The 22982-nt window shown below is 63.4% G+C and carries 16 protein-coding genes; 11 read left to right on the top strand and 5 right to left on the bottom strand.

What is annotated here, in order from left to right:
- Positions 1-4: 4 nt before the first annotated feature.
- Complete coding sequence (locus ASE52_RS05890) at positions 5-1861, bottom strand: long-chain fatty acid--CoA ligase (RefSeq protein ID WP_057225261.1); 1857 nt, start codon at positions 1859-1861, stop codon at positions 5-7.
- Between the two features lie 381 nt (positions 1862-2242).
- On the opposite strand from ASE52_RS05890, the gene ASE52_RS05885 reads away from it, so the two are divergent.
- Complete coding sequence (locus tag ASE52_RS05885) at positions 2243-3406, top strand: sensor domain-containing diguanylate cyclase (protein WP_010458875.1); 1164 nt, start codon at positions 2243-2245, stop codon at positions 3404-3406.
- A 51-nt stretch (positions 3407-3457) separates the two neighbouring features.
- On the opposite strand, the gene ASE52_RS05880 is transcribed toward ASE52_RS05885, so the two are convergent.
- On the bottom strand, positions 3458-4093 hold the full coding sequence (locus tag ASE52_RS05880; protein WP_010458874.1) for a GntR family transcriptional regulator: 636 nt from the start codon (positions 4091-4093) through the stop codon (positions 3458-3460).
- A gap of 155 nt (positions 4094-4248) precedes the next feature.
- On the opposite strand from ASE52_RS05880, the gene scpA reads away from it, so the two are divergent.
- The 9 genes from scpA to bioB all read left to right on the top strand — a co-directional run bounded on the left by scpA (position 4249) and on the right by bioB (position 14811).
- Positions 4249-6420 (top strand): methylmalonyl-CoA mutase, encoded by a 2172-nt coding sequence (scpA, locus tag ASE52_RS05875; protein WP_057224486.1) that lies wholly within the window; start codon positions 4249-4251, stop codon positions 6418-6420.
- 68 nt (positions 6421-6488) lie between these two features.
- Positions 6489-6659, top strand: a complete 171-nt coding sequence (locus tag ASE52_RS25910; RefSeq protein WP_158004144.1) for a hypothetical protein — start codon at positions 6489-6491, stop codon at positions 6657-6659.
- 135 nt (positions 6660-6794) lie between these two features.
- Positions 6795-7277, top strand: coding sequence for a GNAT family N-acetyltransferase (locus ASE52_RS05870; protein WP_057224484.1), 483 nt, complete (start codon positions 6795-6797; stop codon positions 7275-7277).
- Positions 7274-8293 (top strand): methylmalonyl Co-A mutase-associated GTPase MeaB, encoded by a 1020-nt coding sequence (gene meaB / locus ASE52_RS05865; protein ID WP_057224482.1) that lies wholly within the window; start codon positions 7274-7276, stop codon positions 8291-8293. The genes ASE52_RS05870 and meaB overlap by 4 nt, the downstream gene beginning before the upstream one ends.
- 33 nt (positions 8294-8326) lie before the next feature.
- Positions 8327-9859, top strand: coding sequence for an acyl-CoA carboxylase subunit beta (locus tag ASE52_RS05860; protein WP_056062687.1), 1533 nt, complete (start codon positions 8327-8329; stop codon positions 9857-9859).
- 21 nt (positions 9860-9880) lie between these two features.
- Entirely contained in the window at positions 9881-11929 is a 2049-nt protein-coding gene (locus tag ASE52_RS05855; RefSeq protein WP_057224480.1) for an acetyl/propionyl/methylcrotonyl-CoA carboxylase subunit alpha, read from the top strand.
- A 76-nt stretch (positions 11930-12005) separates the two neighbouring features.
- Complete coding sequence (locus ASE52_RS05850; protein ID WP_082606770.1) at positions 12006-12767, top strand: YdcF family protein; 762 nt, start codon at positions 12006-12008, stop codon at positions 12765-12767.
- Positions 12768-12870: 103 nt separating this feature from the next.
- A complete protein-coding gene (locus tag ASE52_RS05845) occupies positions 12871-13341 on the top strand; it encodes a VOC family protein (RefSeq protein ID WP_057224476.1) in 471 nt (156 codons plus the stop codon).
- Between the two features lie 384 nt (positions 13342-13725).
- Positions 13726-14811, top strand: a complete 1086-nt coding sequence (bioB, locus tag ASE52_RS05840; protein WP_057224474.1) for a biotin synthase BioB — start codon at positions 13726-13728, stop codon at positions 14809-14811.
- On the opposite strand, the gene ASE52_RS05835 is transcribed toward bioB, so the two are convergent.
- The 3 genes from ASE52_RS05835 to ASE52_RS05825 are packed head-to-tail and all read right to left on the bottom strand — an operon-like array spanning position 14808 to position 19551.
- On the bottom strand, positions 14808-16007 hold the full coding sequence (locus tag ASE52_RS05835; protein ID WP_057224472.1) for a two-component system response regulator: 1200 nt from the start codon (positions 16005-16007) through the stop codon (positions 14808-14810). The genes bioB and ASE52_RS05835 overlap by 4 nt on opposite strands.
- Positions 16000-19062 (bottom strand): response regulator, encoded by a 3063-nt coding sequence (locus ASE52_RS05830; protein ID WP_057224470.1) that lies wholly within the window; start codon positions 19060-19062, stop codon positions 16000-16002. The genes ASE52_RS05835 and ASE52_RS05830 overlap by 8 nt, the downstream gene beginning before the upstream one ends.
- A gap of 30 nt (positions 19063-19092) precedes the next feature.
- Positions 19093-19551, bottom strand: a complete 459-nt coding sequence (locus ASE52_RS05825) for a molybdopterin-dependent oxidoreductase (RefSeq protein ID WP_010458859.1) — start codon at positions 19549-19551, stop codon at positions 19093-19095.
- Between the two features lie 488 nt (positions 19552-20039).
- On the opposite strand from ASE52_RS05825, the gene ASE52_RS05820 reads away from it, so the two are divergent.
- Positions 20040-22970, top strand: a complete 2931-nt coding sequence (locus ASE52_RS05820) for an EAL domain-containing protein (protein WP_057224468.1) — start codon at positions 20040-20042, stop codon at positions 22968-22970.
- The last annotated feature ends 12 nt before the right edge of the window (positions 22971-22982 follow it).

Raw genomic sequence — 22982 nt, 5'->3', positions numbered from 1 at the left:
GGGTTCAGCGCCCCGGCTTCTGGTACATCCCGTCAATCGCTTGCGCAAAGTTCGCCATCAGGTTGTTGCGCTTGAGCTTGAGCGTCGGCGTCATGAAGGTGTTCTCAATCGTCCAAGGGTCCAGCGTCAGGTGCACGGCGCGCGGCACGGCATAGCGGGCAAAGCTGGCGGTGTTCTTCTCGATGCGGGCCAGCACGGCGCGGTGCACGCTGGGGTGGTTCAGGCCGTCGGTATCTTGCGCAGACAGGCCCAGGTCCGCCGCCAGACGCTGCCATTCACCCGCATTGAGCACCGCCACGCAGGCGATGAACGGGCGGTTTTCGCCCACCACGAAGGCCTGCTCCAGCAGCGGGTCGGCCAGCAGTGCCAGCTCCAGGTCGCCCGGAGGGATCTTTTCGCCGGTGGATGTGACGATGATTTCCTTGATGCGGCCCTTGATATAGATGCGGCCGTTCACGAGCTCAGCCTGGTCGCCCGTGCCCAGCCAGCCGTCGGGGCTCAGGATCTTGGCCGTGTCTTCGGGGCGCTTCCAGTAGCCCTTCATCACGATGGGGCCACGCACCTGCAGCTCGTGGTTCTCGCCGATGCGCACGTCCACGCCCGGCAGGGCCTTGCCCACGCAGGCCGGGTCGTTGTCATCGAGAGAATTCACCGACACCACGGGCGCGGTTTCGGTCATGCCGTAGCCCTGGATGAGCGGCAGGCCCAGGCCCAGGAAGCACTTGGCAATGGTGGGTGACAGCGGCGCGCCACCGCTGACCGCCACGCGCACGCGGCCGCCAAACTGCGCCAGCAGCGGCTTTGCCACCAAAGCCTGCAGCACCGGCCAGGGCAGGGCGGCCATCCAGCCCGCGGCGCGGCCGTCCTCGGCCGCAGGAGCGGGCAGCCCTTGCATGGTGCAAAAACGCGCCCAGCCCCTGTGCTGTGCGGCTTCATACAACTGCATCTTCCAGGGCATGGGCGATAGCTTTTCCAGCAGCTTGGCGTGGATGCGTTCGTAAATGCGTGGTACTGACACCAGCACCGTGGGGCGCACGGTCTTCAGGTCTTCGGCCAACTGGGGCACTGAACGGGCATAGGCCACGCAGCTGCCGGCGGCAATCGGCAGGTAATAGCCGCCCGTGCGTTCAAAGGTGTGCGACAGCGGCAGGAACGACAGGAACACGTCGTCCACCGTGGGTGCAATGCGGTCGAGCACGGCCTTCACGTCGCTGACCACATTGTGATGCGTCAGCATCACGCCCTTGGGTTTGCCGGTGGTGCCGGACGTGTAGACGATGGCAGCCAGGTCGTCCGCATCCGGGGCCTTGGGTGCTGGAGCGCCGTCTGCATGTGCCGCGCCCGCCAGCCACTGGGCGAGCGAGCCCACCGCAGGGTCTTCACCAGAGCCGGCTGCGGCCTTGAAAGATGGCGTGTCGTCATCGGTGATCACCACCGCGCGCAAGGCCGGAAACCGCGTGCCCACGGCGCGGATCTTTTCCCACTGCTCGGCGTGACTCACGATCAGCATCGATGCTTCGCAGTCGGCCAGGATGTAGGCGATGCTGCCGGGGTTGTCGATGGCATGCAGGGGCACGGGCACGCAGCCCGTGGCCAGCGCAGACTGGTCGGCGCACATGGCGTTCAGCCCATTGGGCAGCAGGATGGCTACGCGCGCCGCAGCCGGAAGCTGCATGGCCGCCAAGGCCTGTGCCCAGGTGCCGACGTGCTGTGCAGCTTGCGCCCAGGTCAGGCTCATCCAGGATTGGGTGGTGGGGTCGAAGGCGCGGTACGCCTCGGCATTGGGGGTGCAGGCAGCGCGGTAGGCAAGGAGCTGGGGCAGCGTGTGGACGCTGGCGATATCGGAGGGGATGGGAGACATGGAACCTGCGGTGAAGGCTGTGCGCGCCAAAGGCGCACAGCCTCAGTGAAAACCCGCAGAATCATACCGATCGAACCTGCTGGAAACGCCCGCGCCGAGACCTCTTGTGTTGCAAATGGTGCGTTCCGATTTTCGGAATGCTCCGCGCCTGTGCTTTGGCGCGCTGTGGGGCGGGTCGCTGCGCTTTCTCCGCAGTGCGTTGGGTGACGCCAAGGGGTTCGGTCGACCCCCGGAGCCGGGCTGCCGAAGGGCATTCGCACGATGCGCGGGCTGATTGCAAGCCGGGTCAGCCACAATGTCCCACTTTCCGCCGATATCAAAAGGGGAAGCCACCTCGTCGTTCGCCACCCCGCCGCAAACTGCCATTTCGCTCCCGCCGCCATGGATCCCGTCACCATCTTCATTGTTGCCACGCTGATGATGCTGGCCAACGGGTGGGTGCTGGGCCTGATGCGCAAGAGCTTCCCTGTGGCCTTGCGCACCTGCACCGAAACCTGGCGCATCGCTACGCTGCTGCTGGCGGGCAGTGCCGTGATGTACGCGTCGCGCGACCATATGCCTCTGGGGCTGGCGTCGCCGCTGGCCAACGGGCTGGTGCTGCTGGGGTGCACGGGCTACTGGCGTGCGCTGCGGCAGTTTTATGGCCTGCCGGATCTGCGCTGGATGTTGGCCCCGGCTGCGGTGGGCATCCTGGGAATACTCTGGTTCGCGGTGCTCCGGCCGGACACGCGCATGCGTGTGTTCATTCTTTCGACCTGCTGCGTGTTCTTGCTGCTGGCAAGCTTTGTGTTGCTGGTGTCGCAGAAATCACCTGATGGTGCGCACAGCCGCCGCGTGATGGCGAGCCTGTTTGCCTTTGTGGCGGGGTTCACAGTGTTTCGGGCGGCTTATTTTTTGGGGCGTGGCATCAGTCCGTCCTTTGACATCACGGGCGATGGGGCCTGGATCAACATGGCCAGCCCCATGATCACCGCATTGCTGCCCGTGGTGGGGACGACGGCCTTTTTGCTCATGTGCTCCGAACGCATTGGCCGCCAGTGGGAGCTGGCAGCCTCCACCGACTACCTCACGGGCCTTCCCAACCGCCGCACGCTGGTCACGGTGGGGGAGCGGCGATTTGCCGAGAGGCCGCAACAGGCACGCGGTCTGGCCCTGGCTGTGATCGATATCGATCACTTCAAGGCCATCAACGACTGCCACGGACATGAAGTGGGGGACGTGGCGCTGCGGCATGTGGCCGTACACCTGCGCACAGCATGCCGGGGCAGCGATCTGGCGGCACGCCACGGTGGCGAGGAGTTTGTGGTGCTGTGGGAGGGGCTGGACACTGCTGCCGCCCTGACGGCTGGCGAGCGCCTGCGCGCGCTGGTGGCTGGGGAGCCTCTGTATGCGGGCGGGGTGTTCATCCCCATGACCATTTCCTTGGGGGTGGCCGCGGCGGGCGAAGGGGACCGCAGCTTTCACGACCTGCTGCGCCGCGCCGACGAGGCGCTCTATGCCGCCAAGGCCGGTGGGCGCAACCGCGTGGAGCCGGCCAAAAACTGAGCCGATACAGCACAAGCCCGCGACAAGCCGGCTTGTGCTGGTGGCTTTCAATCAGGTCGCCGCTTCCAGCCCCTGCGCAAAATGCGCCTGCATGGCCTTCACCGTGCCCTTGGCATCGCGTGCCACCATCGCAGCCAGGATGGTGCGGTGTTCGTTCAGCGAGTCTTCAATCCGCCCCTGCTTGAGCAGCGAGTTGTGGCGGTTGAGCTTCATCACCTTGCGCAGGTCGGCCACCATCTGGCTGCGCCAGCGGTTGTCGGCCAGCTCCAGCAGCAGCATGTGAAAACGCTCGTTCACCGCAAAAAAACGCTCGCGTTCGCCAGCGGCGGCCTCCAGTTCAGCATGCAGGTCTTGCAGCGTTTGCAGCTGGGCCGGTGTGGCGGTGGTGGCCACCACGCCTGCTGCATCACTCTCCAGCAGGCTGAGCAGGTGGTACACGTCGCGCAGGTCTTTTTCGCTCATTTCGGTCACATAGGCGCCACGGCGCACCTTCATCGTGACCAGGCCTTCGGCCGCCAGCACCTTGAGCGCCTCGCGCAGGGGGGTGCGGCTGATGCCGAATTCTTCGGCAATCTTCAATTCGTCGATCCAGCTGCCGGGCTCCAGTTCGCGGCGGAAGATGCGCTGGCGCAATTGCTCCGCCACTTCTTCGTAGAGTGCACGGGGCGTGAGGGTGAGGGCAGACATGGGCGGATTGTAAGCTGTGTGGAATATTTTGAATCAATAATTATGAATGATGTAAACTCGCCGCCACATCAATGCAAGTGGGCGGCAGCCGCCCGCGCGTCGTGTTTGACGCACTAACTTGACGCACCAACGCCATCTTCGGAGAAGCCTTCGCCATGAGTGACACGCCCCCCAACAATGCTCCCGAGTTCGCTGCCGCTTCGCTGGAGGCATGGGCCAAGGCCGCAGCCAAGTCCGCCCCTGGTGGCAATGTCGAAGCGCTCAACTGGGTGACACCCGACGGCATCACCGTCAAGCCGCTATACACAGCCGAAGACACCGCCGGCCTGCCGTACGCCAACACGCTGCCGGGTTTCGAGCCCTACCTGCGCGGCCCCCAGGCCACGATGTACGCGGTGCGGCCCTGGACGATTCGCCAATACGCTGGCTTTTCGACTGCGGAAGAGTCCAACGCGTTCTACCGCAAGGCCCTGGCTGCAGGCGGGCAGGGTGTGAGCGTGGCGTTCGACCTGGCTACACACCGTGGCTACGACAGCGACCATCCGCGCGTGACCGGCGACGTGGGCAAGGCCGGCGTCGCCATCGATTCGGTGGAGGACATGAAGATCCTGTTCGACCAGATACCGCTGGACAAAGTGTCGGTCTCCATGACCATGAACGGCGCTGTACTGCCCGTGCTGGCGGGCTACGTGGTGGCGGCGGAAGAGCAGGGCGTGTCGCAAGACCAGCTCTCGGGAACCATTCAGAACGACATTCTGAAAGAGTTCATGGTGCGCAACACCTACATCTACCCGCCCAAGCCGAGCATGCGCATCATCGGCGACATCATTGGCTACACGGCCAAGAACATGCCCAAGTTCAACTCGATTTCGATCTCGGGCTACCACATGCAGGAGGCGGGCGCCAACCAGGCGCTGGAGCTGGCCTTCACCCTGGCTGACGGCAAGGAATACGTGAAGACTGCCATCGCCTCGGGCCTGGACGTGGACGAGTTCGCCGGGCGCCTGAGCTTCTTCTGGGCCATCGGCATGAACTTCTACCTCGAAGTCGCCAAGATGCGCGCCGCGCGCCTGCTGTGGTGCCGCATCATGAAAGCGACCGGCGCCAAGAACCCCAAGAGCCTGATGCTGCGCACGCACTGCCAGACCTCGGGCTGGTCGCTGACGGAGCAAGACCCCTACAACAACATCGTGCGCACCACCATCGAGGCCATGGCCGCGGTGTTTGGCGGCACGCAGAGCCTGCACACCAATGCGCTCGACGAAGCCATCGCGCTGCCCACCGAGTTCAGCTCGCGCATCGCGCGCAACACCCAGCTCATCATCCAGGAAGAGACGCACATCACCAACGTGGTCGACCCCTGGGCCGGCAGCTACATGATGGAAAAGCTCACCCAGGACATGATGGATGCCGCCTGGAAGATCATCGAAGAGGTCGAGGCCATGGGTGGCATGACCCAGGCCGTGGACAGCGGCTGGGCCAAGCTCAAGATCGAGGCTGCTGCGGCAGAGAAGCAGGCGCGCATCGACAGCGGCAAGGACGTGATCGTCGGCGTCAACAAATACAAGCTGGCCAAGGAAGACCCGGTCGACATCCTGCAGATCGACAATGTGAAGGTGCGCGACGGGCAGATCGAACGCCTGAAAAATATCAGGGAAAAGCGCGACTCCGCGCTTGTGCAGCAAGCGCTGGATGCTCTCACTTCTGCAGCAGAAGACGGCAGTGGCAACCTGCTGGACTTGGCCATCAAGGCGGTGCGCTTGCGCGCCACCGTGGGCGAAGTGTCTGACGCGCTCGAAAAGGTTTTTGGGCGCCACCGCGCCGATACGCAAAAGGTGACCGGTGTGTACGCAGCCGCTTATGACTCGGCCGAAGGCTGGGACAAACTCAAGACCGAGATCAACGCATTTGCCGAAACCGAGGGCCGCCGCCCGCGCGTCATGATCGCCAAGCTGGGCCAGGACGGCCACGACCGCGGCGCTAAGGTGGTGGCCACGGCGTTTGCCGACCTGGGCTTTGACGTGGACATGGGCCCGCTGTTCCAGACGCCCGAAGAATGCGCGCGCCAGGCCATCGAGAACGACGTGCACGCCGTGGGCGTGAGCACGCTGGCGGCAGGCCACAAGACGCTGGTGCCCGCCATCATCCAGTCGCTCAAGGACCAGGGGGCGGACGACATCATCGTCTTCGTGGGCGGGGTGATCCCGGCGCAGGACTATGAGCACCTGTACGAAGCGGGTGTGAAGGGCATATACGGCCCCGGCACGCCCATCCCGGCCAGTGCGAAGGATGTGCTGGAGCAGATTCGCAAGGCTGTGGCTGCTTGAGTTCGTGCAAATTTCGTCTATCAAGCAGGTTCAGTACGAGTGCTGTTGCGTCGCACAGAAGGAGTGGCATGAAGAAGTCGAACCCGGGGGGGCGTGCAATGTCGGCGGCCATGGAGTGCCTCAGCATCGGCGGGATAGGCGCCACGTTGATTTGGAACGGCTGGCGATTTCTCGGCGTTTGCATCATCTTGGCCGGGGTTGCCATAGCGGTGTGGATCATGTTGGCGGCTGCCGAATAGCACGAATGGAATATGCAACCACGACCATCCTCCCGCGCAACAGCACGCTGGTTGGAGTCACAGAGACAACGCGCCACGCGATCCTGGTTCAGGATGGCAGTGGGTCACCGCTCTCTGCTCACGTGCCGCAGAAAAATGCCTAACCTGATGTTCAGTTTTGAAGACGTCCAGGACACGGACTTCGAGGCAATGGCTGAGTTGCGCGCACAGGCGTTGCAAGAGAGCCTGGAGCGCCTCGGCCGGTTTGACCCGGTGCGCGTGCGAGAGCGTTTGCGCAGCGCATTTGTGCCTACCTGCATGCGGCATATCGTGCGCAGCGGCGAGCGCATTGGCTATCTCACCCTCATACCGAATGCGACGCTGCCGCAGGCGCGGCTGCATCACCTCTACATCCGCCCGGGTCAGCAGGGCTGCGGTGCGGGTGCGTGGGCCCTGAATTGGGCGAAAGAACAGGCCAGGGCAGAGGCACGTGACATCACCCTGAGCGCCTTGCGCGGTAGCGATGCCAACCGCTTTTACCTGCGCCATGGCTTTCAGCTGGTGGAGGAGCAAGAGTTCGACCTGGAATACCTGTGGAACCCGGCGTTCGAGAAGGCCGCAGTGGAGGTGTTGGCATGAACCTCTACCCAGGTGTGCTCGGTCAACCCGGCCCCACGCAGCGTCGCGCCGTGTCCAAGGCCATCACCCTGCTCGAGTCCACACGGGCAGACCATCGCGCGCAGGCCGATGAGCTACTCACCCAATTGCTCCCCCACACCGGCAAGGCCTTCCGCCTCGGCATCAGCGGTGTACCCGGCGTGGGCAAATCCACCTTCATCGAAGCCCTGGGCCTGTACCTGATCGGCCAGGGCCACCGCGTGGCCGTGCTCACCATCGACCCCTCCAGCACCGTCTCGGGCGGCTCCATCCTGGGCGACAAGACGCGCATGGAACACCTGTCGGTGCACGAAAAAGCCTACATCCGCCCCAGCCCGTCGAGCGGCACCCTGGGCGGAGTCGCAGAGAAGACCCGCGAGGCCATGCTGGTCTGCGAGGCCGCAGGCTACGACGTGGTCATCGTCGAGACTGTGGGCGTGGGCCAGAGCGAGATTGCAGTGGCAGGCATGACGGACATGTTTGTGCTGATGCAGCTGCCCAACGCGGGCGACGACCTGCAGGCCATCAAGAAGGGCGTGATGGAAATAGCGGACCTGGTGGTCATTAACAAGGCCGACATCGACAAGAATGCCGCCACGCGCGCCGAGGCGCAGATCACATCGAGCCTGCGCCTGCTCAGCCAACACGGCAACCCGGAAAACGCTCACCACGACGAAACGCTGTGGCACCCGAAAGTAGTGCAAATCAGCGCGTTGCTGGGGCAGGGCGTGGACAGCTTCTGGGCCGCCGTCACGCAGTTCCGCCAGTTGCAATCCGCCAATGGCCGCCTGGCCACGCGGCGCGAAAAGCAGGCGCTGTCCTGGATGTGGGAGCGCATCGACGCGGGCCTCAAGCTCGCGTTTCGCCAGCATCCGCAGGTGCGTGAGCTGCTGCCCCAGATGCAGGCCGATGTGGCAGCCGGGCGCATCGCGGCATCGACTGCAGCACGAAATCTGCTGTTGGCGCAATCCCATCAAGCGCAAGCAGCTATCAAATAAGTAGTAAACAAACCCATTCACCAAAGGACGACCATGCAAGACATCCTGGATCAACTGGAGAAAAAGCGTGCGCTGGCACGCCTGGGCGGCGGGCAAAAGCGCATCGATGCGCAGCACGCCAAGGGCAAGCTCACGGCGCGCGAGCGCATCGAGCTGCTGCTGGACGACGGCACGTTCGAGGAATGGGACATGTTCGTCGAGCACCGCTGCACCGACTTTGGCATGGAGGACAACAAGATCCCCGGCGACGGTGTGGTGACGGGCTACGGCATGATCAATGGCCGCCTGGTGTTCGTTTTCAGCCAGGACTTCACGGTGTTCGGCGGCGCACTCAGCGAAACCCACGCCGAGAAGATCTGCAAGGTGATGGACCAGGCCATGAAGGTCGGCGCGCCTGTCATCGGCTTGAACGACTCGGGCGGCGCGCGCATCCAGGAAGGCGTGGCGTCCCTCGGCGGCTATGCTGATGTGTTCCAGAAGAACGTGCTGGCCAGCGGCGTGATTCCGCAGATCAGCATGATCATGGGCCCGAGCGCCGGTGGCGCCGTGTACTCGCCCGCCATGACGGACTTCATCTTCATGGTGAAAGACAGCTCGTACATGTTCGTGACCGGCCCCGAGGTCGTGAAGACCGTGACGCACGAAGAAGTCACCGCCGAGGAACTGGGCGGCGCCGTGACCCACACCACCAAGAGCGGTGTGGCCGACATGGCGTTTGAGAACGACGTGGAGGCGCTGATGATGCTGCGCCGCCTGTATAACTACCTGCCGCTCAACAACCGCGAAAAAGCCCCCGTGCGCCCCAGCAACGACCCGGCCGACCGCATGGACCTGAGCCTGGACACCCTGGTGCCCGAGAACCCCAACAAGCCCTACGACATGAAGGAGCTGATCCTCAAGACCGTGGACGACGGGGATTTCTTCGAGCTGCAGCCCGAGTACGCCAAGAACATCCTGATCGGCTTTGCCCGCATGGAAGGCCAGACTGTGGGCATCGTGGCCAACCAGCCGCTGGTGCTGGCGGGCTGCCTGGACATCAAGTCGAGCATCAAGGCCGCGCGCTTTGTGCGCTTCTGCGATGCGTTCAACATCCCGGTCGTCACGTTTGTGGACGTGCCCGGCTTCATGCCCGGCACCAGCCAGGAGTACGGCGGCATCATCAAACACGGCGCCAAGCTGCTGTACGCGTACGCCGAGTGCACCGTGCCCAAGATCACCGTCATCACCCGCAAGGCCTACGGCGGCGCGTACGACGTGATGAGCTCCAAGCATTTGCGCGGCGACGTCAATCTTGCCTGGCCCAACGCCGAAATCGCGGTGATGGGCGCCAAGGGCGCGGTGGAGATCATCTTCCGCGAAGACAAGAACGACCCGGTGAAGCTGGCCGCCCGGGAGGCGGAATACAAGCAGCGTTTTGCCAACCCATTTGTGGCAGGTGCTCGCGGCTTTATCGACGACGTGATCCTGCCGCACGAGACACGCAAGCGCATCTGCCGCTCGCTGGTGATGCTGCGCGACAAGAAGCTCGAGAACCCGTGGCGCAAGCACGGCAACATCCCACTGTGAGCGGACAAGGAGCATAAGAACATGTTTACGAAAATCCTGATCGCCAACCGTGGCGAAATCGCCTGCCGCGTCATCGCTACTGCCCGCAAGATGGGCATCAAGACTGTGGCCGTCTACTCCGACGCCGACAAGGAAGCCCGCCACGTCAAGCTGGCCGACGAGGCCGTGCACATTGGCGCCGCGCCTTCGCGCGAGTCGTACCTGCTGGCTGACAAGATCATTGCCGCCTGCAAACAAACCGGCGCACAGGCCGTGCACCCCGGCTACGGCTTCCTCTCCGAGAACGAGGCCTTTGCCAAGCGCTGCGAAGACGAGGGCATTGCGTTCATCGGCCCCAAGGCGCATTCGATTGCCGCCATGGGCGACAAGATCGCGTCCAAGAAGCTGGCCAACGAAGCCAAGGTCAACACCATCCCGGGCTACAACGACGCCATCGCTGGCCCCGAGCAGGCGGTGGAGATCGCCAAGGGCATTGGCTACCCCGTGATGATCAAGGCCTCGGCCGGTGGCGGGGGCAAGGGTCTGCGCGTGGCGTTCAACGACAAGGAAGCGTTCGAGGGCTTCACCAGCTGCCAGAACGAGGCGCGCAACAGCTTTGGCGATGACCGCATCTTCATCGAGAAGTTTGTGCAGGAGCCGCGCCACATCGAAATCCAGGTGCTGGGCGACAGCCACGGCAACGTGATCTACCTGAACGAGCGCGAATGCTCCATCCAGCGCCGCCACCAGAAGGTGATTGAAGAGGCGCCATCGCCCTTCATCAGCGATGCCACCCGCAAGGCCATGGGTGAGCAGGCCGTGCAACTGGCCAAGGCCGTGAAGTACCAGAGCGCGGGCACGGTGGAGTTCGTGGTCGGCAAGGACCAGGACTTCTACTTCCTCGAAATGAACACCCGTCTGCAGGTGGAGCACCCGGTGACGGAATGCATCACCGGCCTGGACCTGGTGGAGCTGATGATTCGCGTGGCGGCGGGCGAGAAGCTGCCCCTCACGCAAGCCGACGTGAAACGCGAGGGCTGGGCCATCGAGTGCCGCATCAATGCGGAAGACCCGTTCCGCAACTTTTTGCCGTCCACGGGTCGCCTCGTGCGCTTTCAGCCACCCGAGGAGAGCATGTTCCAGGGCGACACCGACAAGAAGCACGGTGTGCGTGTTGACACTGGCGTGTACGAAGGCGGCGAAATCCCCATGTACTACGACTCGATGATCGCCAAGCTCATCGTGCACGGCACGGACCGCAACCATGCGATCGCCAAGATGCGCGCGGCGCTCAATGGCTTCGTGATCCGCGGCATCAGCAGCAATATTCCGTTCCAGGCGGCCCTGTTGGCCCACCCTAAATTTGTGACCGGCGAGTTCAACACAGGCTTCATCGCCGAACACTACGGCAAGGGCTTTCACTCTGAAGACGTGCCCCACGAGGACCCTTTGTTCCTGGTGGCGCTGGCGGCCTTCATGAACCGCCGCTACCGCGCGCGCGCCTCGGGCATCAGCGGGCAGCTGGCAGGGCACGAAGTGAAGGTGGGCGAGCAATTTGTGGTGGTCACGCTGGGGGCCGAGGGCCAGAACGAGCACCATGCGGTGTCGGTCACCGACTTCCAGGACAAGTCGGGCTCCAGTGTGGTGGCCGTGGGCAACAAGAGCTACCAGATCAGCAGCGCCGCCACGCTGGGCCAGATCCGTGTGCAGGGGCAGTGCAATGGCGCGGGTTTCACCGCCCAGGTGGAGCGGGGCGCTGGCAAGAACCCACTGGCCCTGCGCGTTGCGCACAACGGCACGCAGATCGACACCATCGTGCTGTCGCCGCTGGGCGCACGCCTGCACCAATTGATGCCTTTCAAGGCACCGCCAGATCTGTCCAAGTTTCTGCTGTCGCCCATGCCTGGCCTGCTGGTGGATGTGGCGGTGCAGCCCGGCCAGAAGGTGCAGGCTGGCGAGAAGCTGGCCGTGATCGAAGCCATGAAGATGGAGAACATCCTCTTTGCCGCGCAAGATGGCGTGGTGGGCAAGGTGGTGGCGGGCAAGGGCGAGTCGCTGGCGGTGGACGACGTGATCATTGAGTTCCAGTGATGCGGCAACGCACTGCGGCTGCGGCCCGAACAATCCGTCACCTGGGTCCATTCCCGCAATGACGAGGGGCTTGCGCATGCTGCTCGCGCTGGCTGGCGGCGCGCTGTTGCTGGATGGTGCGGTGCTGATGGTTCTGGGGCACTTCAACCTGGGCACCATGCTGCCCGTTGCGCTGGGAGCCCTTTTTCTGGCTTTGGCGGTGTGGTGGGCTCCGCTGGCGCGCTGGCGGCACCATGACCGGCGGCGCCAGCAGTGGTGGTATGCCGGCTGGTGTGGTCTGGCGGCATGGATGCTCAGCGTGGCGGTTTTCTGGGCCTTTTTGCTGGATGCTGGCGTGTCTCCGGCGGAGGCGCCGCCGGTGCAGGCCATTGTGGTGCTGGGGGCTGGCATCCAGAACGGGCAACCGCGCCCGGCGCTGGCAGCGCGGCTGGACACGGCGGCCGCGCTGGCGCGATTGCAGCCCGCCGCCCTGATCGCGGTGTGTGGTGGCCAGGTCTGGGGCGCAACGGACACGGAAGCCGAGGTGATGGCGCGCTACCTGCAAGAACACCACGGTATCTCACCTGAACGCCTGGTGCTGGAAAAGGCAAGCACCAGCACCGAACTGAACCTGGCATGGAGTCGCCCCTTGCTGCAGGCGCGCGGTGTGGCCGTCACGGCCCCCTTGGCGCTGGTGACCAGCGACTTCCACCTGCCGCGCGCCCTGCGCATTGCCCAGCGCCACGGCTTTACCCACATGGTGCCGGTGGCAGCACCCACGCCCCTGGCCACACGCTACAACGCCTGGCTGCGCGAATACTTCGCCACGCTGAGCAGTTGGGTGTTGCGCGAGGGGTAGGCGGCAGGTCGCAAGCCACTCAAGTCGACCATTTTTTGAATGAAATTGGCCCCTGGCGCTTAATGGGACTCTATTTTTAGCTATCAATCAAGGAGCAATCAGCATGACCGCATCCCACAGGCCCTTCCGAGTCCTGGGTATCCAGCAGGTCGCCATTGGCGGCACCGACAAGCAGCGCATGAAAACCCTGTGGGTGGACATGCTGGGCCTGACGCAGACCGGCACGTTCCAGAGCGAGCGCGAGAACGTGGACGAAGACATCCTGGCCATGGGGCAGGGCGTCCACAAGGTCGAGGTGGACATCATGCAGCCGCTCGACATCGAAAAAAAACCCGCCGTGCACGCCACGCCGCTCAACCACATCGGCCTGTGGATCGACGATCTGCCCCGGGCTGTGGAATGGCTCACTGCACAAGGGGTGCGGTTTGCGCCCGGCGGCATCCGCAAGGGCGCGGCGGGTTACGACATCACGTTTTTGCACCCCAAGAGCAATGACGAGTTTCCGATTGCGGGCGAGGGCGTGCTGATCGAGCTGGTCCAGGCCCCGGCCGACGTGATTGCTGCGCTGGGCTGACGGAGGGCTGCAGGCAAACGCCTGAACGTCGGCCATCTTCAGGCGTATGTCCGGCAGATCGCGCGCCTGTTAGGTACAGATAACGACCGCTGCCGGAATTTTGATGCAGGCAAAAAATTCAACGCACGAAAACCTGGTAAATATCTCCAAATCACCGTCTTCTGTGCTCAAAAAATTCTGAATTTGACGGCTATTGGCACCACGTTTTTCTTGGCACCTTTTGTGACCCTGTGGCGTGTGTTTGTGCCTTTTTCTCGTCCAGAATCCGCCCACCTCGCTGCGTACCGTGTGGGACCACCCCGTTTCGGGCGGTGCGCGCTGTGTAACCAACCTCTTGCTCCCTCGCGGCCCCGTGCCACTGTGGGGCAGACGCCTTGAAGGGAATTGACCGCCATGTCCTCCACGACCCTTGCCGCTCCCGCCGCGCAACCTGTGCAACCCCTTCACCTGCACCGGCGCGCCACACCCGTCCCCGCGCCGCAAGGCCCCTGGACGGTGAACGCTATCCAGGCGTTGCTGGACAAGCCGCTGATGGACCTGCTTTTTGAGGCGCAGACGGTGCACCGCCAGCATTGGCCCGCAGGAGACATCGAGCTGGCCACGCTGCTGTCCGTGAAGACCGGCGGCTGCCCAGAGAACTGCGGCTACTGCCCACAAGCCGCCGAGTTCGACACCGGCGTGAAGGCCGACAAGCTGATGGAGGTGGACGAAGTGGTGCGCGCCGCCCAGGCGGCCAAAGATGCCGGTGCCACACGGTTTTGCATGGGGGCCGCCTGGCGTGCGCCCAAGGACCGCGACATCGAAAAAGTCAGCGCCTTGATCGGCGCCGTGAAGGGCCTGGGCCTGCAGACCTGCGCCACGCTGGGCATGCTCGAATCGCACCAGGCGCAGGCGCTCAAGGACGCGGGCCTGGACTACTACAACCACAACCTGGACACCGCCCCCGAGTACTACACCGATGTGGTCAGCACCCGCGCCTACCAGGACCGGCTGGACACGCTGCAGCATGTGCGCAGCGCGGGCATCAGCGTGTGCTGCGGCGGCATTGTGGGCATGGGCGAGGCGCCAGTGCACCGCGCTGGCCTGATCGCCCAGCTGGCCAACCTGCAGCCGTACCCCGAGTCGGTGCCCATCAACAGCCTGGTGCGGGTGCCCGGCACGCCGCTGGCTGACAGCGAACCCATCGACCCGCTGGACTTTGTGCGCATGATTGCCGTGGCCCGCATCACCATGCCCAAGGCCCGGGTACGCCTCTCTGCCGGGCGCCAGCAGATGGGTGAAGCGGTGCAGGCGCTGTGTTTCCTGGCTGGTGCCAATTCGATCTTTTATGGTGACAAGCTGCTGGTGACCGGTAACCCTGATGTGGAAGCCGACTTGCAACTGCTGGCCAAGCTGGGCCTCAACGGACACCGCACCACCACCACCTCGGAGGGTGGGGCGGTAGAAAGCGCCGCAGGCGCCTGCGGCTAACCGCCGCTGCCATGGTTGCCGCTGCTGTCGCCGATGACCGCACTGTCGGTGGAGAGGTCTTGGGCAATGCGGTCGAGCTGCGCTTGCAGGGCATGTTCCCCGTCGGCAAAACGCTGCGCGATGCGCCGGAACTCTTCGGACAGTGCCAGGAAGGCGTCCACCATGTCGGGGTCGAAGTGGCTGCCCCGGCCGTCGCGGATGATATCGACCGCGTGTTCGTGGGTGAAGGCGGGCTTGTACACGCGCTCGGAGATCAGCGCGTCGTACACATCGGCCACGGCCATGAGCCGTGCCGACAGAGGGATCGTGTTGCCCACCAGCCCTTCGGGATAACCTGAGCCGTCCCACTTTTCCTGGTGGCTGTAGGCGATCTCCTTGGCGTAGCGAAAGAACGGGTTGTTTTGCGTGGTTTCGGTTTCTGCCGCCACGATGGCGTCCCGGCCCAGCGTGGTGTGCGTCTTCATGATCTCGAACTCCTCCACCGTGAGCTTGCCCGGCTTGAGCAGGATGCGGTCGGGGATGCCCACCTTGCCAATATCGTGCAGCGGGGCGGACTTGAAGATCACCTGGATGGCGTCTTCCGTGAGTTCGTCGCGAAAGCGCGGATGGTCTTGCAGCTTGCGGGCCAGCGCCTCCACATAGTGCTGGGTCCGACGGATGTGGTTGCCCGTCTCGTTGTCGCGCGTTTCGGCCAGCGATGCCATGGCGCGGATGGTGGCGTCCTGCAGCTCGGCCAGGGCGCGCGTGCGGTTGGCCACTTCCTGCTCCAGAAAGTGGTTGTGGTGGGCCAGCAGATCCCGGGCACGCTTGAGCTGCAGGTGGTTGCGCACCCGCGCCATGGTGATGGCGGGGTTGACGGGTTTTGTGATGTAGTCCACGGCGCCCAGCTCCAGCCCCACGGTTTCGTCGTCGGTGGCACTCATGGCCGTCAGGAAGATCACCGGGATGTCCTCGGTGTCGGGGTTGAACTGCAGGCGCCGCAGCACCTCGTAGCCGTCCATGTCCGGCATCATGATGTCGAGCAGGATCAGGTCGGGTTTTTCGGCCGCCACGATTTGCAGCGCACGCTCGCCGGTGGGGGCCAGCTTGACCTTGTAGTCGGGGCGCAGCAGGTCGCTCATCAGCGACAAATTGCCGGGTGTGTCATCCACCACCAGCACCGTACATTTGCCGCTCAATTCCAATGGACTATTCATGAACTGGGTCCTCCTTGTGTTGTGTGTTGTTGTTCCCCGCCTTGCGCAGCACGTCCAGCGCATCGGCAAAGAGGTAGTTGTCCAGCCGCTGTTTCATGTCGACGTAGGCGGGGCCCAGCAGGGCCTTCAGGCTGGGGCCGGAGTCCTTGAACAGCTCTACGGCTTCGGAATCACTGTCTGCCAGCAAGGCGTCCAGGCGGGCTACCAGCTCTCGGGTGCGCGCCTCGTCCACCAGGGCTCCCGCAGCTCCCGCCGCGTGCTGTGTGTCAGGCTCGGGAGGCAAGGCTCCTTGCAGGGCAACCACCAGGGCCCGGCAGGCATCGTCCACAGGCTGCAGCAGGGCATCCAGGGCCTCGGTCACCGCCTTGTGCGCAATGGCCTGCTCCGCAGCATTGGCCAGTTCGGCCAGACGCAGCGCGCCAATGGTGCCTGCCGCGCCTTTCAAGGTATGCATGGCCCGCTGCGCTGCCTGCGGCCGGCCTGAGGCCAGATGCGCCTGCGCTTCCTGCACTGCTTTGGCCTGGCCGGTGACGAACGTGCGCAGCAGGCCTTCGTAGGCGGCGCGTTTGCCCAGCACGCGCCGCAGCCCGATGGCCGCATTCAGGCCTTCGATGTGTGCAAGCGGGTCTGCTGTACCCCGCGTCGCCACTGAAGGGGCGTCAGCCACCGCAGGCTGCGCTGCAGCGGTCATGCCGCCGGAGTCTGTGCCGGTGTGCGGCAGCGCAATCCACTGCAGCAGGGCGGCAAACAGGGCCTCGGGGTCAATGGGTTTGGCGATGTGCCCGTTCATGCCCGCGTCCAGGCACTGCTCGCGGTCGCTGCTCATCGCGTTGGCCGTCATCGCCAGCACCGGCAGGCGCGCCCAGGTGGGGTTTTGGCGCAGGTGGCGGGTGGCGGTAAGGCCATCCATCACTGGCATCTGCATGTCCATGAGCACTATGTCGTAGGTACCACGGGCCAGCATGTCAAGCGCGGCCTGGCCATTGTCGGCCACGTCCACCACCAGCCCGGCGCTGGCCAGCAGTTCGCGGCCCACTTGCTGGTTCAGATCGTTGTCGTCCACCAGCAGCACCCGCGCACCCCGGATCGACGCCAGCTCCGCACCCCGTGGTGGGGCCGGCAGGCGCCGCCCATCGTCCACCCGCTGCGCCCCGCCCAACGCACGCATCGCAGCATCAAAAAGCTGCGATGGGTTGACAGGCTTGGTCAGCATCAGCCCGATGCCTGAGCGTGTGAGTTCGTTCAGAACGTCGTCGCGGCCATGCGCGGTGACGATGACGGGGCGGGGTGGGTGGGGCAGTTGGGCCAGCTGGCGGGCGGTTTCAAAACCGTCCATGCCGGGCATCTTCCAGTCCAGAAAGGCAATTTCGCAGGGCCGGCCGGCCTGATCGGCGGCTCGCGCCAGGTCCACGGCCTGTGCTCCTGAGCTGGCCAGCGTCACCGAAAAGCTCATGCTGGACAGTAGCTCCGCCAGGATCTGCCGCGCCTGTTCGCTGTCGTCTACCACCAGCACGCGGCGGCCGCGCAGGTCCGGCTCCGGCAACAGCGGCCGCTGTGTGGAAGCGCCCAGGCCCAGCCGGGCCGTGAACCAGAACGTGCTGCCCCGGCCCGGCGCGCTTTGCACACCCACGTCCCCGCCCATCAGACTGGCCAGTTTTTTGGAAATGGCCAATCCCAGGCCGGTGCCGCCGTACTTGCGTGTGGTGGAGGTGTCAGCTTGCTCGAACGAGCGAAACAGCCGCGATTGCTGTTCGTCGGTGAGGCCAATGCCGGTGTCTTGCACCTCGAAACGCAGCAGGACGCCCTGCGCATCCCGCGCGGCTTCGCGGACCCGCACGATGATCTCGCCCTCGTCCGTGAACTTGACGGCGTTGTTGGCGTAATTGACCAAAATCTGCCCCAACCGCAGGGGGTCTCCGCGCAAGTCGGCGGGCAGGTGGGAGTCCACGTCAAACATCAGCTCCAGCCCTTTGCTGGCGCACTTTTCGCCGAGCAGGTTGGCCACGTTATCGAGCACGCCGTGCAGGTCGAAATCGACCACCTCGACTTCCAGCTTCCCCGCTTCGATCTTGCTGAAGTCCAGGATGTCGTTGATCAGGCCCAGCAGGTGCTGACCGGACCGCTGGATCTTTTGGATGTAGTCGCGCTGGCGCACGGTCAACTCCGTGGCCAGCGCCAGGTGGCTCATGCCAATCACGGCGTTCATGGGCGTGCGGATTTCGTGGCTCATGTTGGCCAGAAAGTCCGACTTCATGCGCGAGGCATCTTCGGCCTTAGCCTGGGCCACCACCAGTTCGTCCTCATGTTCCCGCAGTGCGGCGTTGACCTGCTGCAGTTCTGTAGTGCGCTGGGCCACCCGGGCCTCCAGGGCCTCTTCGCTGCGCTTGAGGGCATCCACCAGTTCGGCCTGTGCCTCCATGGCCTGGGAGGTGGCCTTTTCACGCTGAAGAAACTGGCGCGCCATCGCAAAGGCCAACAGGAAGGTCAGAATGGCCTGGAAGGCGGTCAGCCCGGTGGTCAGCAGGGTCTGGTGCTTGACCTCTTCGTTGCGCCGGTCGCCCAGCAGAGCGGAGATGCGCGACGCCTGGAGCGACAGTTCCTGAACGATGTCGCGCAGTTTGTTCAGCTCGGCCCGCAGGAGCCGCATGTTCATGCGGCTGGACACCGTATCCACGCTTTGCCCGAAATGCTCATCGCCTGCGGCAACAAATTTCTGCAACGCGTCGAGGGCGGTGCTGTAGATTGGCTCCTCCTGCATCAGCGTGCGGGCGGTGCCACTTTCGAGCGCACTGAAGCGGCTCAGGAACAGGTCGTAACGCAGCTCCAGCCGGTCCATGGGCAGGCTGGCCGGGTCCATCTCGAACTGGTGAAGCGCGTGGTCCAGCTTCTCGTACTCCACGTTGAGCTGCAGGAAAGACCACAAGGCATTGACGTCGCCCCGGCGCATGACCGCTTCCACGCTGCGGTATTGGTGGTATTGCACTCCCGCAATGGCCACATACGCCACCACCAGGCCCGCAATGATCAGTCGCAGAACGTTTTTGCCCCGGATCATGGTGGAGTGCCTGTAAGGAGTGCGTGTGGGCTAGCGGATCCGCAGGATGTGCAGTTGCCAGGCCGCGCGGTTGTAATACAGCTCGCTGCGCAGCTCGGCCTTGGTATCAAACGGGTAGACGATGAAAAGCGGCCCTTTTTCGCGCACACGCATGGGGCGGTTGTTCATGAGCCGGGCAACGATGACGTCGTGGCGTGTGGCGTCGTCAATGGGAATTTCTGTCTTGTAATCATTGAGCGCCACCGCCGTGATGTTCTTGCCCTTGGCACCGACGGCCGCCAGCACATCACGCAGCAGCGGGCCTGTGAAAGTGACTGCGCTGGGGTACCAAGGGGTCTGCGTGGAAAAGCTGTGTTGGGGCAGTTTCTCCAGCATCGCCATGTCGAACTGGGCTTGTGAGCCGTTGTTCGTCTGGCTGATCGCACCATCGATGGTGAGCACCACGGTGCCCGTGGGTTTGTCCAGGGCTTGGGCCTGGGGCAGGGTCATCGCAACAGCAATAACCGCCATTGCCAGCCCTCGGGCGACGAGGCGTGCCACTGAAAGACTCGTGTGCATATCGACCCTCTCTTTTTGCAACAGTCTCACAGACAGTTGCTCAAAATGTAAATAGGTTTATAGCAGGACTGGTCTTGTGGTGCGGCTACGACGGAGCGGCGCGCCCCATATTGAGGGAGAACCACGGGTATCCCGGCATTGCAGGAGGGGACACCATGCGCACTCGCGGCAATGTCGTGACAACCGGCAACTGGATAGGTACAGTGGGCCGCAGACTCGACGCTCCAGGGCAGGCGGGCAAACTGCGCAAATGAATCGGGAGGAGGCCACTGGCCGACGGAAAGCCCTGCAACCATCGACACCATTCTTCGCAACGCAGCGCCACAGGGGTGAAGGCAGAGGCGGCCCAAGGCAAGCCTGAAGCCCCGCCATCGATGGGCTTCGTTGCATCATTTCCGTGTTAGCCAAGGCTTATCACAATGGATAGTCACGATACTGAAGACCGGTCGTTTGAACAGGAGATCGCGCTGTCTGAAGCCGACTATCGGCTGCTGGTGGAGCAGGTGCAAGCGGCCGTCTTTGTGATTCAAAAGGGTCGATTCCTTTTTGTGAATCCAAAGCTTCTGGAACTGTTTGGGTACACGCAGGAAGAAATGCTGGGAGGCATGGACCCCATGCTGCTGTGCGTGCCCGAGCATCGGGACATGGTGCGGGAGCAGGCCAGCGCGCGGGTGGCGGGCGTTCCTGGCAAAGCCTATGAGATCGAATGCCAGCGCAAGAATGGCGAACGGTTCGGCGCCCAGGTCTGGGGGGCGCGAATTTTTCTCTCGGCGCAAGCTGCAGATCTGGTCACGCTGCATGACGTCAGTGCCATCCAGGCGGCGACACGCTACGCCCAGCAGCGCGTCCAGTTGTTTCGCAACGCCGAAGAGCTTGCTCGCATAGGTTCTGCCGAGGTGGACCTGGTTTCTGGCTCCGTCACCTTGTCGTCCGGCATGCACGCCATCTTCGGCATCCCGCAAACCGAGGACCCCCCCGACAAAGACTGGCTGCTGGCCAAAGTTCCCCCCGTGGAGCGGCCGTATGTTCAGGCCATCAGCGAAGGCGTTTCTCCCGATGACGTCTGCGAGTTTCAGCACCGCATTGTTCACGCCGACGGCAGCTTGCGCACGGTACTGCACCGGGTCCTGGCCGAAGCCGATGAAGATGGCAAAGTAGTCAGAACGGTTACGCTTTTGCAGGACATCACGCTGCAGCGCGCGGCGGAACAGAAACTTGACAAGCTCGCCAACACCGACGAAATCACCGGACTGCCCAACCGCAACGCACTGACGGAGTATCTGGATACAAAAATGCGCGAGGCGGCGCGGCAAGGGCGGCAAATTGCGGTCCTGAGTGTCGAGATCGACCGACTCAAGCTCGTCAGTGAATCACTGGGCTACGCAGCCGGGGACCAGTTGCTCATGGAGGTAGGAAGACGGCTGCAGCCCCAGGTGTCGCAGGACGATTTGCTGGCGCATTTTGGCAGCGGCGAGTTTTTGCTGGTGCTGGCGCGGGAAGAGACCGTGGACGAGACCCTGGCTCGGGGCATCGCGGCCTCATGGGTGGACGCACTGTCTCTGCCGATCGCCATCGGTGACAACGAGATCAAGGTGACGTGCGATATCGGAATATCGATCTATCCCGTGCACGGGGAAGACCCGGAAAAGCTGCTCCAGCAGGCTCAGGCGGCCATGTATCGTGCCCACGAACTGGGCAAGAACCAGATCTGCGTTTTCAGCTCGGGCATGCATTCGAAGGCGATCTCCAGGCTCGCCATGGAATCTGGGTTGCGCCGGGCGCTGGAGCGCAACGAGTTCGAACTGCATTTTCAGCCCAAGCTCGAATTGGTCAGCGGCACCGTTATTGGTGCCGAGGCGTTCCTGGAATGGAATTCCCCCGATGGCACCTTGATACCCCGGTCCAGCTACATCCGGGTTGCAGAAGAAACGGGCCTGATCGTACCCATTGGCGAGTGGGTTTTGCGTGCGGCTTGCCTCCAGGCCCTGGAGTGGCAGCGCGCGGGCCATGTCATGTGCCGGGTTGCCGTCAACCTGTCGGCTCGCCAGCTTCAGCAGCCTGATCTGACCCAGAAAATACAGAAAATTCTTATTGAAACCGGCCTGGACCCCAGGCTGCTGGGGCTGGAGATTACCGAGGGTGCACTGATGGGAGAAAGTGCCCGCATAGCGCGCATTCTGGGCGACCTCAAGGCGCTGGGCATTGAAATTTCGCTCGATGATTTTGGTACCGGCTATTCCAGCCTGAGCTACCTTCGCACCCTGCCCATTGACGTGGTGAAAGTGGACCGCTCGTTTGTTCATGACGTCACGGCGGCATCGCAGGATGTGTCCATCACGCGCGCGATCATCAACATGGCGCACAGCCTTCAGATGAAGGTGCTGGCGGAAGGCGTGGAGACTGAGGGGCAACTGGCATTGCTCATCGCCAACGGCTGCGACCAGATGCAGGGCTACTATTTCAGCGGCTTGCTCACAGCCGATGCCATGGGGGGGCTATTGCGTGAGAGCAAGGCGCTGCCAGAGCACTTGCTGCTGCGCCGCACCCACCAACGCACCTTGTTGCTGGTTGATGACGAAGACAGCATTGTTTCTGCGCTGCGCAGATTGCTGCGCAGGGATGGTTATCACATCGTGACGGCCAACAGCGGAGCGCAAGGTTTGCAAAGGCTGGCCGAAAACTCGGTGGATGTGATTGTTTCGGATCAGCGAATGCCCGGTATGACCGGGGTGGAGTTTCTGCGCCGGGCCAAGGAGCTGTATCCGGACACCGTGCGGATGGTGCTGTCTGGCTACACGGAATTGCAGTCCATCACCGACGCGATCAATGAGGGTGCCATCTACAAGTTCCTCACGAAACCGTGGGATGACGAACGGCTTCGCGGCCACGTCGCCGAAGCATTCACTCAAAAAGGGATGGCTGATGACAATCGGCGCCTTGCGAATGCCGTTCTCAGTGCCAACGAGGAACTCAGTGCCGTGAACGACCGCTTGCAACAGTTGCTCACGAATCAACGGGAGCAAATTCACCGCGAAGAGAGTAGCCTGAGTGTTGCACGGGAGGTCTTGGACCATATTCCTGCTGCGGTCATCGGGGTAGACCTGGAAGGCATGGTGGCCTTTGTGAATGCAGACGCTGAAGTCCTGTTTGGCAGAAACACGGCGTTGTTGGGACAGGATGCTGACGAGGTATTACCGGCCGATTTGCGCCATGTGTGGCGGGCCGCGGACCAGAGCTATCACGACGTGCAACTGGCTGGAGGGACTTTTCGCGTTGTTTGCCGCTCGGTAGGAGGGGAGAATCATTCACGAGGTCGTCTGCTGGTCCTGGTCCCCAGCAGTGTGGCCTGAACCATATGGGCG

Origin of the sequence: Acidovorax sp. Root275, from assembly GCF_001428965.1 — a bacterium.
Lineage (GTDB): Bacteria > Pseudomonadota > Gammaproteobacteria > Burkholderiales > Burkholderiaceae_C > Acidovorax > Acidovorax radicis.
The sequence above is the reverse complement of the archived record's forward strand: the minus strand, read 5'-3'. Positions and strand labels throughout refer to the sequence as shown.